At 52.1% G+C, this 14,019-nt stretch carries 12 protein-coding genes and 4 pseudogenes; 3 read left to right on the forward strand and 13 right to left on the reverse strand.

Annotated elements, in window-relative coordinates; translation table 11 throughout:
• Positions 1-2 precede the first annotated feature (2 nt).
• Positions 3-485: a transposase gene (locus tag IPM89_06515; protein ID QQS55444.1), complete on the reverse strand. Its 483-nt coding sequence runs from the start codon at positions 483-485 to the stop codon at positions 3-5.
• Positions 486-1,426: 941 nt separating this feature from the next.
• On the opposite strand from IPM89_06515, the gene IPM89_06520 reads away from it, so the two are divergent.
• Positions 1,427-2,314: an IS982 family transposase gene (locus IPM89_06520; GenBank protein ID QQS55445.1), complete on the forward strand. Its 888-nt coding sequence runs from the start codon at positions 1,427-1,429 to the stop codon at positions 2,312-2,314.
• Here the strand turns inward: IPM89_06520 and IPM89_06525 are convergent.
• The 11 genes and pseudogenes from IPM89_06525 to IPM89_06575 form a co-directional block, all read right to left on the reverse strand.
• On the reverse strand, positions 2,259-2,807 hold the full coding sequence (locus IPM89_06525; protein QQS55446.1) for a putative colanic acid biosynthesis acetyltransferase: 549 nt from the start codon (positions 2,805-2,807) through the stop codon (positions 2,259-2,261). The two genes, IPM89_06520 and IPM89_06525, sit on opposite strands and share 56 nt — an antisense overlap.
• A gap of 20 nt (positions 2,808-2,827) precedes the next feature.
• A complete protein-coding gene (locus tag IPM89_06530) occupies positions 2,828-3,748 on the reverse strand; it encodes a nitroreductase family protein (protein ID QQS55447.1) in 921 nt (306 codons plus the stop codon).
• A 286-nt stretch (positions 3,749-4,034) separates the two neighbouring features.
• Positions 4,035-5,150: a polysaccharide pyruvyl transferase family protein gene (locus tag IPM89_06535; protein ID QQS55448.1), complete on the reverse strand. Its 1,116-nt coding sequence runs from the start codon at positions 5,148-5,150 to the stop codon at positions 4,035-4,037.
• A gap of 242 nt (positions 5,151-5,392) precedes the next feature.
• Positions 5,393-5,854: a DUF29 domain-containing protein gene (locus IPM89_06540; GenBank protein ID QQS55449.1), complete on the reverse strand. Its 462-nt coding sequence runs from the start codon at positions 5,852-5,854 to the stop codon at positions 5,393-5,395.
• 197 nt (positions 5,855-6,051) lie between these two features.
• Complete coding sequence (locus IPM89_06545) at positions 6,052-7,020, reverse strand: Yae1 family protein (protein ID QQS55450.1); 969 nt, start codon at positions 7,018-7,020, stop codon at positions 6,052-6,054.
• A gap of 111 nt (positions 7,021-7,131) precedes the next feature.
• Positions 7,132-8,124 (reverse strand): annotated as a pseudogene (locus IPM89_06550) (Rpn family recombination-promoting nuclease/putative transposase).
• Positions 8,125-8,183: 59 nt separating this feature from the next.
• A complete protein-coding gene (locus IPM89_06555) occupies positions 8,184-8,348 on the reverse strand; it encodes a DUF2283 domain-containing protein (GenBank protein QQS55451.1) in 165 nt (54 codons plus the stop codon).
• A gap of 134 nt (positions 8,349-8,482) precedes the next feature.
• On the reverse strand, positions 8,483-8,677 hold the full coding sequence (locus IPM89_06560; GenBank protein QQS55452.1) for a hypothetical protein: 195 nt from the start codon (positions 8,675-8,677) through the stop codon (positions 8,483-8,485).
• Positions 8,674-9,153 (reverse strand): annotated as a pseudogene (locus tag IPM89_06565) (type II toxin-antitoxin system VapC family toxin). The gene IPM89_06560 and the pseudogene IPM89_06565 overlap by 4 nt, the downstream one beginning before the upstream one ends.
• A 29-nt stretch (positions 9,154-9,182) precedes the next feature.
• Entirely contained in the window at positions 9,183-10,349 is a 1,167-nt protein-coding gene (locus tag IPM89_06570) for a glycosyltransferase (GenBank protein QQS55453.1), read from the reverse strand.
• A gap of 121 nt (positions 10,350-10,470) precedes the next feature.
• Positions 10,471-12,012, reverse strand: a pseudogene (locus IPM89_06575) (IS66 family transposase).
• A 77-nt stretch (positions 12,013-12,089) separates the two neighbouring features.
• On the opposite strand from IPM89_06575, the gene IPM89_06580 reads away from it, so the two are divergent.
• Positions 12,090-12,578, forward strand: a complete 489-nt coding sequence (locus tag IPM89_06580; GenBank protein ID QQS55454.1) for a transposase family protein — start codon at positions 12,090-12,092, stop codon at positions 12,576-12,578.
• Positions 12,491-12,856: pseudogene (locus IPM89_06585) on the forward strand (hypothetical protein). Before IPM89_06580 ends, IPM89_06585 begins: the two are co-directional and overlap by 88 nt.
• Here the strand turns inward: IPM89_06585 and wecB are convergent.
• Entirely contained in the window at positions 12,853-13,968 is a 1,116-nt protein-coding gene (gene wecB, locus IPM89_06590) for a UDP-N-acetylglucosamine 2-epimerase (non-hydrolyzing) (protein QQS55455.1), read from the reverse strand. The pseudogene IPM89_06585 and the gene wecB sit on opposite strands and share 4 nt — an antisense overlap.
• Between the last annotated feature and the right edge of the window lie 51 nt (positions 13,969-14,019).

The following is a 14,019-nucleotide window of genomic DNA, read 5'->3' on the forward strand; positions in this document are numbered from 1 at the left end:
GATTAACCCTCGGAACACCGTAAAACAAAACAACCATAAAGTAAAATTTGACTTAATTTAAAGTATAACTTGGCGACATGAAATCGATCGACTATGACCTGAACCTTTTTCCCAAAAACTTCCTTCGCTGCATTGATAAAACCAACATGCATATCCGAACAAATGAAACCCACTTGTTTGCGTAACCTCTTGGGAATACTCATGAAAAATTCTTTGACGGTTTCTTTCTTCTGATCGGTCAATATCCCCAGAATCACCGTTTTTTCACCCATACGACTCGTCACAATCGTCACAATCGTCACAAAATCTTGGTGTCCTTTTTTTAAAGAGATTTCATCAATCCCAATAATTTCAAGATTTTTAATCGCCTGCCAATCAACGTTCTTAGCAATAGAGCGATCAATAATTCCTCGTACCGTTTCATAGCCAATCCCCTCTTTAATGCTGGCATCCAAAACCGTACTATTTACACAGGCTAACAACACCTGTTTTTCGAAGGCTTGGGTACACCGACTTCGATGATCATACCACGTCGCTCTTTGAGTCGTCGTCGGCCGCCCTTGGCATCGTGGACATTGATACCGTGGTGGACGAAGACGCAGTTCAACCTGCCGACCGAACAGCGATAAATGCCTGAGCGTAATAGAGAAGTCCCCAAATAATTATCTTGAATATTTTCAACATGTTATGATTTAGTTATAAAAAATTATTTTATTTAATCAATAAGTTAGAGTTGATTTTTTTAAAGCGGGGTGTCCATCTGAGTGCGGTAGTACCTATGGATTAGATCTTGACACACCATAGAAAGGGCGCTTCGATGGTCAAGATCACAATATCTGGTGTCCACCGCACTCAGATGGACACCCCGCTCCATAAAAATGATCAATAAAATTACCGCACTGATGACAACACGTTCCGCGCGCTGTGCTATGGAGCGTGACCCGATAATTCCCGTCTCGATCAATTTCTATCTCATCGACTTCAACATTAGGAATATCCAAAAGCATATTAAAAGTGCTCTTCAACTCGTCTAATGATTTAGACGTCATGGAATTCTCACTTGGTGTTAATAACTAATTGATAGTATTATACTTTAAGACCCCTTGAAATACCAGAGAGCCGAAAATTTATCAGTGTTTAATAAAAAATATACTTATAAATTAGTTAGATGAGCAAAAGAGGCTGGGAATCGCTGATGTGGTCGCGACCCCACAGCGCGGAAGATGTTGATTAGATCAACCCTCACACAATACCCGCTTTTTAATAAATTGGGCTGGATTGCCGGCAACAACCGTCCATGATTCAACATCCTTAGTTAACGCGATGTTCGACTTTTTCGAGGAGAGATGAGGGCAGACCGATGCGGCATGACGGTGCGAGCTAAGCTGAGAGGAACCAACCACCTCAACCGCACGGAGAGACCGCCATGCCGCTTGAAGACTTTATCATCACGGTGTTTTGCTGGGTAGAAGAACACCTGGAAGCCCTGCTGGGGGATCATCGCTTGCGCCAGCGTGGTTTTGCCCCGAAGTTGGCGGACAGCGAAGTGATCACCATGGAGGTGGTGGGTGAGTTTCTGGGTTTGGATACCGATGTGGGCATCTGGAAGTATTTCCGTCGTCATTGGCCGTCGTGGTTTCCAAGACTCGGATCGCGAACCACGTTTGCCCAGCAAGCGGCCAATCTCTGGGTCGTCAAACAGCGGCTGCATCGGCATCTGCTGATCGACTTGGGGGCGGTGACGGACCCTATTCACCTCGTCGATGGCTGCCCCATGCCGGTGTGTATGCTGACCCGTGCCCCGCAATGCCGATGTTTTCCCGAGGCGGCCGGCTTCGGCTATTGCGCGGCAAAAAAGCAGTATTATTATGGACTTCATGGTCACTTGATGATCACATTCGATGGCGTGATCACGGCGTGGACGGTGACCCCCGCCGCCGGTGATGAACGCGAAGCGCTTTGGGATTTGACGGACGGCGTTCACGGCTTGGTCATTGGCGACAAGGGATACCTGAGCGCCTGTCTTCAGGCGGAACTGGCAACCACGGGGATCGATTTGCAAACCCCCTTGCGGGCGAACATGGCCGATTCCCGTGCGCCTTGGATCATCCAACAACTGACGAGAACCCGCCGCCTCGTGGAAACCGTCATCGGTCAACTGACCGAGCAGTTTCATTTTGAGAAAATCCGGGCGCGGGATGTTTGGCACTTGACGAGTCGGATCGCCCGAAAAATCTTGGCGCACACCTTGGGTATTTTCATGAACCGGCAAATCGGTCGGTCAGACCTGCAGTTTGAGAGCCTGATCGCCTGAAAAGTCGAACATCGCGTTTAGTTACTACGGCGCGAACACCAACAACTGCACCTTCTCCAACTGTGACTCCCGGCCCGATAAAAGCTTCCGCACAAACCCAAGCATGATTACCAATTGTGATTGGTAAATGAGTGAGAGGACGGATTAGTGAGGTAATATCATGAGATGCTGTACATAAAAATGTTCGTTGGCTTACAGTAACTTTACTACCTATTTCTATTTTTGAAACAGTATAGCAGTCTACATTTTCAGCCAAGCAAACATAATCACCTACAGCTAAATTCCAAGGCGCCCAAATTTTACAAGTTGATGCAATACGAAACCCTTTTCCTATTTTTGCACCAAAACATATTAACAATAAACGACGCCATCCATGAAAACAACAGTCTGGTGTTGGCAGAAAAAAAATTACCCAAGAAAGACTCCAAAGCAATCGCCTGAATTTTGAGTAAAATGACAGATTATTCTGATATTTAAATTTTTCAAATCCCATTTTCATATCAATTTTAAGAACTAGTCAATCGAATGTTTTCGGAGAACCTGTTGCACAGATAAGCGCGGAGACATCGCTGCTTTTAACCTACCCTCGACAGGATAATAGCCGAAAGCTATCATCATAATTAATCTCTCTCGAGGATGAATGTTTGCTATTTTCTTAATCTTATTTTCATGCGAATTGCCAACTGCGAGATTCAATGCACATGTTCCAATATTATGCGCATGACAGGCCAATAAGAGACCCATTGAAAATAACCCCCCATCAACGTAACCCTGATTACGCTGTCCAAAGCCTCCCCACGCAGTAGCCTCAGATGTAACGATGAATAAATTATAAACTCCCTCATAAAAACCTGCCGCACCACCTTGAAGTAACAATAGTTCTTCAATTTTTGATTTTTCTTGAAAGCAGTGTAGGCGCACAGACTGGCGGTTACACTGCGAAGGGGTCTGCTGTGCAATGGTTACTACGTTATCTATGGTCTCTTCAGAAATAACTCCAGATTCATATACCCGACAACTGAATCTAGATTCAAGAAATTGGAGGTTCATTTTATTACTAAATTTATTTTCTGGATCTGGATAAAAAGAAATTTTTTTAATCCCTCCCTTAGGTTCAATTTTATCAAAAATAATTTTATCTCTTGCAAATTTATCGACTGTTTCTAAAAACGGATCAATAACCCCCATTGCACGATGAACTTCAACATAGTTTTGTAGTGCTCCGCTGGACATCTCAAGAGGAAATAAAGAAAAACTTTTATTGAATTCTTGAATCATTCGCATTATCAATTCAATTTTTTCACGACCAAAAAGAGGACGTAAATTTGGAAATGAGAGACCTTTTTCAATAGCATGAGAAAGAATTATAATTTGATAAAATAATTTACGGTCTTTTTCCTCAAACGGTGAATATGTATTAAAGCGAATAGCCAAGAAAAAATCCCTGATATACTCTAAAAAAAATTGAAAAAGCTTTGTTATTTTGCCTATCATATCAGCAGCTTCAACTCATATTTAAGAAAATTTATGGATTCTTCGATGGTTTCTGTGAGGCTGGTGTTCAAAAACAGATTTTGGCCCATTGTGCCAGCTTGCGGTGAAGTAGATACTATTGCAGATCAATGGACTATTAATGAGCCCATCATGGTGAGCAGCATTGATGCGATATCAATACCCAGATTTCCACAAGAACCCTCGAAGAACCAAATTTATTTTGCACTTAATTAACCTCTAACTCAAGAAAAGATCGTGCTATTTTCCGCCAAGTTGCGACTTCACTATATATATAATCCCAATCTGGTATAACCTTAGAAATTGCATCTATCTTTTCCTCGTTAAAATCAGAGATTACATGCGCTGATAACTTTAGCCTGTCAAGCAATGATAAAGCTCGCTCATTAAAATCTGCTTTATGTCCGCTGAGACCCACAAAAATAAAAGGTTTTCGGAAAATAATACTAAAAATAGTCCCATGGTAACTATTAGTTACGACAAATTTTGCAGCTTTAATATATCCTAACCACTCAAGCGGCCCTGGGGCTCCTATCTTAGTTAACTTCAATATTTCAGGGGAAACAATTTTTAATTTCTGACTCTGCCCAACTCGTTTTTCAACCTTTGCAACTAATTCTCGACTACGCAGAGTATATGAAAATAAATAATCAGATGGTACTGCGAGAGGTCGCTCAACCTCTGGATATCCATCCTCAACCAGTAGAGTAGGATCAGGCACCCATATTGCCTTTTTACCTGTAAGGTTTTTCACAATCTCCACACCACTTTGCTCACGTATAGCAATTGCATCCAACCGGGCAATCAATCTAGCAGTCTCTTGCTTAAATCGTTCCTCAATAAATGATCTACCGAAACTAGTCGCATAAGATATTTTCTTTATACCAGACGGTACAAAGTCGAGGAAATAAGCGGGGTCAATACCAAACTGTACTGAAGCATTCCAGATCTGATCGCTTCCGCAAATAAATATATCGGCCTCAGGTGGTTTTCTTTTTAGTTCATTAAGTGAATGATAAATAGGTTTTTTAGTTTTGAGAAAGCGTTCATGAAAAATTGCAAAATTCGTAGTTTTACCCCCATCTCCTAGAAGAGCCTGCCGAAGCGTCATTAATTTGAGGTAAGCAATAACAAGATTTGCATGGCAATGCCAGGCATCCACCGGCCACCAAAAATATCCACCCGATGTTAGATAACTAGGACGATAATCAATAATAAATACTTCATGGCCTAATGATTGTAAAAATTTCTGCAGAGCCCAAGCCTGCAGTGCAGCACCATAATTTGTGACAAAGTGGTAAGTAATAATTCCAATTTTTTTCATAGTTTTTAGGCTCTATGAGATCTCCCGTGGAGACCACAAGATGTAGTGGTGGGGGGGTCATGCCCAAAGTCGTGGACCGTAAATGCTCATTAACTGCAGGTAACGCTATAAAACGGTTGCGCCATAGGCTACCCGGTAGTGCCCCTTAACTTCCGTGATGAATCTCGGGCCAACTGGGGAACAACTTTTCCAGGAGGGGTTGTTCTTGCCAGTAAAGAGGCGATACCCGGTACGACAAGAGTTCACGGACCGTCCACAGGTGATCGGTGATGCCGGCCGCCATCGCCGGTGATCTGTTCGACCGTGAACGGGCATAACTCCGGGAAGGTTGCCAATGGCAATCCGGTTTCCAGAGCAGCGTTTTCTCGTGCTTGAGCGTATTCCTTAGCCATCAAATCAGGGATTTTCCTCTGCAAGCTCGGACTATCCTCCACCAGAATGTCAACTTGGTGGCGTCCATTCTTAATAGACAGCCGCCAAGTGATTCCACGTCGCTCAGGTTGATACCGCCATTTGAGAAGATGTATCAGAATGTTGTGTAAATAGCTCCTGAGAGCGTGACGATCACGGCGTCCCATGCTCTCAATTTCCTCTGCGATGTTCTCAATATCTAAATCGACACGGTTAAATTCACCCTGACGCATGAGCGCCGCCTGCTGTTGTGTCCACTGGTAAAAGTCAATTTCATAAGCAGTTATGGTCATTCGCTTGGCTCCCATGCTTTAGCCCCTGAAAGATCAATATACAGAACTGCGTTTGGCGCGTTCTATCTTATTGATGATGGAGGTCAAGCGGGTGGTGAGCCTTGGCAGCCGCAAGTACATCTTCGTCAATATCTAATCCAGTTCTCATGTCGGAACCCCTTCGTGATTAATGACTTGCGGAGCTTGGCAGGCATAGTTTAGTACCCGGCTTCTCCAGCCGCCGCTTGCAGCCGCGCCAGCCAGGCGTTTTCATCCGGGCAGTCGAGCAGGTTCTCGAACAGATCCTCAAGAATGGCTGGTTGCTCGATTCGCTCCAGCATCAGGGTGCTTTGATCAGCGGTGTTTTCACCGAAGCGACGGCGGATCAGTCGCAACAAGGCCCGTCGTTCCGAATTCAAACCTTCCTGCCGACCTTCCTGCCGACCTTCCTGCCGACCTTCCTGCCGACCTTCCTGCCGACCTTCCTGCCGGGAGTAGTGCAACATGCCCATGAGAGTTTCCTTCTGGGTACTGCGCGAGAGGTAGTCACGCTGGTAAACATGCCATTCATCTTCGCTGAGTTGGGCGTAAGCATCGATGAAGTCGACGTATTTGAGCCGTCGCTCTGGATCCGGTTCCAGTCCGGCCAGGCCATCCTGAGCGCTGGCGTAGACCGCCAGCCGTTGCTCGGGAGGATAGGCCATGGTGGGCAAAGTGAGCCGAGCAACGATGTTGGTGCTGTCCTGGTAGCGGGCGGCGGATAGGCGGGGCAGCGCACAGGCGATGAAGTGGAAGTTCAAGTAGGTGGTGTGGTCGCTGCCCATCCGCAAGGTGGCGGGATAGGCGCCGGGGTGGAGGAAGATGACCACGGGGATCACTTGGCAGGTGTCAAGCAGTTCGGCGAGGTCGAGGCAATAATGCGCCAGTCGATGGATAGAGAAGCGCTGAGGTTCGGTTTGTTCTTCGATGACGAACAGCAGGGCGGCACGTCGGCCATCGGGCCATTCCACCAGTAGAGGAACATCGAGCTCGCGAAAACGGTCGCCGAGCCGTTCCTTCAGTTGTTCCTGGCGGACTGGCAGAATCCGGGCGGTGCTGAGGTCCACGGCTTCGGTGGTAGCGAAGAATTCCAAGGCTGGGCGTGGGTAGTCCAGAATCAGGTTTTTGAAGTTCTGGTCATGGGTCATGGACCGATCCGGTTTCTCGAATTCGATACTTCAGTGTGTTTCGCCTTCTTCGACCTTCGCCTGCAATCGCGCCAGCCAAGCGCTTTCATCCGGGCAGTCGAGCAGCTTCTCGAACAGATCCTCAAGAATGGCTGGTTGCTCGATTCGCTCCAGCATCAGGGTGCTTTGATCGGTGGTGGCTTCACCGAAGCGCCGGCGGATCAGTCGCAACAAGGCCCGCCGTTCTGAGTGCAGGCCTTGTTGCAGGCCTTGTTGCAGGCCTTGTTGCAGGCCTTGTTGCAGGCCTTGTTGCAGGCCTTGTTGCAGCCCCTCTTGCAGACCCTGTTGTTTCCATTGTTCGGTCCAGTCGAGTACACGATCAGCGAGCATAATGCGCACCTCTTCCAGGTCGTTGAGTTCGGGGAATGATACCTGTGGCAGCCGCGTTTGTAGAAACCCTTCACGCAACCAGAGCAGCAGGGAGCGGCGCAGTTCCCTCTGTTCCGGGGCACTGAGCCATTGGATCAGGGCGGCTAGCACTTCGCGCACGGTCTCGGGGTCGCGGCTGTTTTCCAGGCGGAACAGGGCGGCGGCCAGGTTGCGCATCGTCGCCAACTCGGCATCAGCGTAGGCGCTTTCGTCAATGAGCAGGTAGCGCAGCCGGGGTCGGTAGGCGTCCAGACCAGTCGGGCCGGGTTCGATCAGCTCGGCCAGGTCGGTGGGGGCGGTCCAACGCCGGCGACCATTGTAGAGAACGATCGGGAGGACGAGCGGCAGGCGGCGCGGTTGTCCCGGTTGCCGTCGTTCGAGTTGCCGACCCCGGATCAGATCCTGGTAGAGCAGGTCGAGGTAGGTGGATAGCCGAGCGGCCATGAAGGGATGCACGCCGGACTGGAATTCGAGCAGGACGTAGAGGTAGAGCCAGTCCGGCCCGCGGCGCAGCCGCCAGATGATGTCATTGCGGCGTTGCTGGAGCCGGTCGTCGATGAATTCGCCGGGGTATTTTTCCAGGGTAGCGAAGTCAAGGTCGGCGATCCAGGGTTCGCGGACGAAGCCCAACAGCAAATCCCGGATCATTTCCGGGTGGGAAAACAGCCGCTTGTAGCCGTGATCGTGGTCGGTCATCGGGAGGTCTTCACCTTGCGCCTTGCGCCTTTGACCTTTCGAGGCGCTTTTTGCAAAGGTCATTGGTTTCGCTGGCGGGCGTGAAGCACCTCAATTCCTACAACACGCCCTTCAAGGTCATAGTCAAGAATGATGCCCGGTTGCACTTCTTTCGATGCTTCGATTTCGGCATCGATCAATTCCAGGTAAACCGCATCAGCTTCCGGGTCAAATTCGAGCTTCATCAGTCGTTCATCTTGTGATTAAAGTAAGCGGGGTAAGCATTCACTCCCCGCGCCTGCGCGCCGGAGGCGGCGTAGTAAAGCTCCCCTCGCCCGCGTGCGGGAGAGGGGTTGGGGGAGAGGGGACTGTTCGCCCATTACGCTTCGTGGGTGGCCGGTCTTTTTTCCTCTTGGCGGGTCGCGGTCAACCCCTTCTGTTGCCATTGATGCCGAATTTTTTCCGCCGATTCTCTAGCCATACGGGTGAGTTCTTCGACACGATATCCGGCTTCTGCATTGATTTGGCGCTTGACTTCCCAAAGTTCGGCCAAGATGGGGTCGGGGTGGGTCATTGCATGATCTCCAGCAACTCTTCTGGGGTCGTGAGGAGGGGTGGACGATAGCCGCAGGCACGCAGGGCATCGAGCAATTTCAATTTGGAATCTGGCCCGACCAGGTGAGCAAAGTTCCAAGTCACGAGGTAGTGGGCTCTGCGGATACGGTGGCCAGAGCGACATGCAGCGCATCTTCGGGTTCGGTCGGCGGTAGGGCCTGTAATTCAATCAGCCGGGTCGCCAAGGTTTCCGCATCCGGCGTGATGGGCCATGCCTCGATACCCCAAAGCATCGATCCGTAACGCGGCGGCATGGGAATCGCCACGGCTGGCTTCTTCCAGCACCAGATCAGAAATCCGCAATGTCCATGCTTGAGAGGCGAGTTCCCACCATTCGCGGGTCCACATCTGCCGCGCCGCGATGACGAGATCCCGGCTTGGACGCGCGGTGAGATACGATACGACAGACGTTTCTATGTAGACGATGGGGTTCATTTTGGCTTTTGGCTTTCTTTGCATTTCTTTCAGTCAAGATGAACGCAATCCGGCCGCTCGCCCTGCCCTAACACCCAGCGATAAACCGACAGCATTTGCTGGGCGATGCCGGGCCAGCCGAAATTCTGTTCGACATAGGTTCTTCCCCGCTGGCCCATTTCGCGTAAGGTGTCAGGCGGGAGATTCATCGCTTCGCGCAAGGCGGCGACCAGCGGTTCCACACCGATGTCGATCCACCAGCCGCAGCGGTGGGTGTGCAAGCCTTGCCACGGAGCGCCCTTGGTGGTGATGACCGAAACGCCACAGGCCAGCGCCTCCGCAACGACCAGCCCGAAGTTTTCGCTGAAGGTGGGCAAGACGAACACCTCCGCCGAACGGTACAGCGCTTCTTTTTCGTCGCCGTACACCGAGCCGGTGAATTCAAAATCGTCCTGCAAGCCGGCTTGATGGATGGCGGCTTCGACGATCGGTTGATGTCCGCCTTCGTCGGGACCGGCGATGATCATTTTCCAGCCACTGGGCCTGACGATTTGCCAAGCCTGGATCAGATTCAGCAAACCTTTTTTTTGATGGATTCGGGAGAGGAACAGCATTTTTCTGGGCGTTCCTTTGGGATACGCTTGGTCGCGCCATTCCGGGAGATCGGTGCCATTGGGGATAATGGCGATGGGTTGGCGTAGTCCGAGTTGACGAAAACTCTCCGCTTCTTGTTCCGCCGTAGCGTGTAATACCGCCGCCGATTCCAAATCGCGGCGTTGATAAAGGTTCCAGGCCAGCCGTTTCTTCCATGCCTTATGGTTCATGGCCCAGGGTTCGAGCATGCCGTGCGGTTGCGCAATCATGGCGATGCGGTGCGTGCGGGCGAATCGAGAGACCCAATGATTGACCGGCAGCCACAAACCATGATTTTGAATCAGTGAAAATTCATGATCCTTGATGAGGTTGTGCAGTGCGCCGCGCAACGGCAATCCAAGCCGCAAGGCATTTGGCGAGTTTGTATTGGCGATCAATCGTTGCACGTTTGGATTCAGCGAGGGGAGTGTGGATTCCCCCAGCAACGCTTGCGAAACCAGCACCGGATGGATGGCCGGTTGCTGGCCCAGGGCATCCGCTAGATCGACGACCGCTTTTGAAGTGCCGCCCGATTGCACCTGGAGACCTGCAATGGTGTGGAACACCGATAGCTCGCGGGTCATCCATCCTCCTTGAACGAAGCATCGTTCAAAACGCTTTACTCCAAGGAGGAGCGGGTCTTTGGCTCATGCCGTTCGCGTGGTGAAGGATATCTATCAGGGTAGCCGTTCATTCCCCTCTACTCTACTGGGGTAAAGGGGCGAGAGGCAGTCCGGCGCGGCGGTCGGCGATGGCGCGTTCGAGAGTGCGCCAAGGGGAGTGGCCGCGTTGGCGGCAGGTGTCGATGACGCTGGCGAGCAGGGCGAAGACCCGCGAGCCGACCGGGGTGCGGGTGCCGTGACTGATCTTGCGCGCGATCACCCCATGCCGCAGGGCGCGCTCGGCCTCGTTGTTCGTTAAGGGGTGTTTCGGGTACCGCAGTACCTGGAAGATGGCGTCCCAGTCATTGAGCCACTCCACCGCCAAGGCGTGGGTTTTAGCGTGGTCGCTCCCTTGGCGCCGCTCGCAGGCGGCGCGCAACGCCGCCACCCGCGACGCGTGTTGAGTGGGCCAATCGACCGGGAGCGGACCTTCGCGGGCGGCGTAGACCGCCGCCATCAGCGCCTCCAAGGTCTCCAGCACGAACCGGCCAAAGACACGGGCCTCGCGGTCGCCACTCTCGGCCAGGCCCCGCGCCTTGCGAATCAGGTGCGCCCAACAGCGTAACCGGCGCGGGTCGTGGCGGTACGCCATCCAGCCATCGCTCATCAGCCAGCCGCTAAAGCCGTCCAGCACGTTCTCGACCCGCTCCTTGCCGCGCCCGGCCACGTAGTACAGGGTCGCGGTCGCCGCGACAAACACCCACAGCCACAGCGGCCGACCGTGTTCGGGCCAGGAGGTTTCGTCGGCGTGCAGCAGATGACTGTCCAGAACCGCCTGGACGAGTTCGTCTTCCGCCGGCGCCACCGCCGCGCCGGCTTCGTGGAGCGTCCGATGGATCGTGCCGGTACTCAGCTTCAGTCCCAGCCACTCGTCCAGGAATTCGCGAATCCGTGCCCGCGACAGCCGGAACCGGAAAGCCAGTGCCACGATCAGCGTGGCCAGCCCAGGACCCACGAGCCGCCATTCCCCGAGTGTTATACCCGCCAGTAACGGATCGACCACCCCTTGACCGGCTAGCGCCCGAGTCCGATGGCCACAGGCGCAGGGCACCTCGTAATAGCGATGGTCCACCACCCACACGGTCAGCCCCGGTCGCGCCGGATCGCCCCAGTGCAGGTCGACCGCCTGAAACCCGGTGTAGGCCACCGCGCCCACCGGGTCCAGCGGCCGGCCACAGCCGGCGCAGGTGTCGGGGTAATGGGCCTGTTCGGCATTCGCTTGGAACACCTGCGTGCGGCCCACCCCCGGCGCTCCCGGTTGCTTGCCCGGTTTGCGGGCCGCGGGGACCTTCGCCGGTTTCGCCTCGGCCGATGGCCGTTCCGCTGACTCCGGCTTCGCCTCCGCCGACTCGGGTCCCTCGTCCGCCGCATCGGCGGCATCCGATTTCGGCCCGCCACCCGGTCGGTCCCACGGCGCCCGACTGCTCGGCGGCCGCGAACTGTTGTCCGGTCCTTGATTCAACCGGTCCAGCGCCTCCTTCAAATCGTCCAGCAGCTTGCCCGACAGCGCACGCACCTCGGCCTCCCCCAGCGAATCCAGGTAGGCGTGGTCTCATTGGCGCAGGCTATGTGGACTGAGGTGCATGGTGGTTGATCGTGGGGCTGGACTCTAGTTTTCCATACCTACTCCCCGAGGGGAAGTTAGCCATTACCGGGAGGGGTGTGAAGAGTTACAGACAATTTAGAGCCTGTACTGGACTCTCTCAGAAAGAATTTGACCTTATTCTACCTGAGTTTGCAAAGTGTTTGCAGTTGGCCCAACAACAGCGTTACCAAAAACACCGCTTACAACGTCAAAGAAAGCCGGGTGGCGGTCGGAAAGGTGCATTATTCTCACCCGATTTAAAACTCTTTTTTATCCTGCTTTATCTCAAAAACTATCCGACATTTGATGTGCTGGGTTGCTTGTTTGACCTGAGTCTAGCCAAAGCCCAAGAAAATTTTGTTAAATTTATGCCTATTTTAAAGCAGGCTGAAAAACGCTTGCATATCTTACCGTATCGCCATTTTAAGCCTGCCAATACTGATAAGCAATCTATTGATCATCATCAGAAGATTATTTTGATGCGACAGAAAGGCTTTGTTGCCGCCCTCACCATGCGCGTAAACAAAAACATTATTTTAGTGGCAAGAAACGCCACCATACTCTGAAAAACACGGTGATCGGGGACAGCAATAAAGGCATTCCAGTTGTTGGCCCAACAGTGGCCGGTAGCCGGCATGACTACGCGTTATTGAAAGAGGAATTAGATCCTCAGCAGCCGGGTCTCTCCACCGTGGAAGCTTGGGTTGATTTGGGTTATCAAGGGATCAAAGATCACTATCCCTCGTTCCATAAAATTTATATTCCTCATAAAAAGCCTCGCCGGTCGAAAGCCAATCAATGCTCTGCATTAACTCCTCAGCGACACCTTATAGGTCTTCTTTAGTAAGTTGTGGATTGATTTTTTAGTAAAATTTTTTCTAACACTGCAACGATCCGTTCCCCCGCGTGCCCATCCCACAGCTCCGGAATTCCACCCTGTTGCCACTTGTTGGCGAACAGCCGATCAAGCGCGGGAGCCAGCTTGATGGGGTCGGTACCGATCAAGGCATTGGTGCCAACAGTGATGGTCTCAGGCCGCTCGGTGGTATCGCGCAGTGTCATGCAAGGTACGCCTAGCACGGTTGCCTCTTCGGTAATCCCACCGGAATCGGTGATCACCGCCTTAGCATTTTTGACCAGGTAGTTGAATTCCAGATAGGGCTGGGGATCAACCAGCCGCAGGCTCGCTGGCAAATCAGCCAACTCGCGCAGGGTCTTGGCGGTGCGCGGATGTACAGGGAAGACCACCGGCAGGCCGTGCGTCCCCTCGGCGATCGCTGTCAACATTCGCTCTAACGCCCCAGCCTCGTCTACATTAGCTGGCCGATGCAGAGTCACCACGAAATATTCGCCTGTCCGCAACCCAAGTTCATCCCAGAACAGCGGGGGCTGCAACCGCTCCAAGTGAGCAAGCAGGCTGTCAATCATGGTATTGCCGACAAAGAAAATCTGCTCTTCGTTTACCCCCGCCTTACGCAGATTCTCATTAGCATAGGTGCTGGTAGTGAAGAACCAGTTGGTGATTGCATCGGTCACCCTGCGGTTAATCTCCTCCGGCATACTCCAGTCACCGGAGCGTATGCCACCCTCCACATGCGCCACCGGTACACACAGTTTCTGCGCCGCAATGGCGCAAGCCATCGTCGAGGTTACATCGCCGACCACCAGACATAAATCTGAGCGCACATCCAGCAGTAACCGTTCATAGCGTGTCATGATCGCTGCGGTCTGCTCCGCCTGGGTGCCGGAACCTACTTCCAGATTCACGTCCGGCTCCGGGATGCCAAGTTGGGCAAAAAAAGTGCCCGATAGCCGGGCATCGTAGTGTTGGCCGGTATGCACCAAGCGGTAGCGTAACTGCCCACCTGTCGCTTTCTGGGCATCCAACGCCCGAATAATCGGCGCTATTTTCATGAAGTTCGGGCGCGCTCCCGCAATGATGTCGATTAAAAACATATCAAATTTTTCTCAAGACAAAATAGACGGATCCTGGCCCAAGTTTAGAAA

It is taken from the genome of Candidatus Competibacteraceae bacterium (assembly GCA_016699715.1).
GTDB lineage: Bacteria > Pseudomonadota > Gammaproteobacteria > Competibacterales > Competibacteraceae > Competibacter.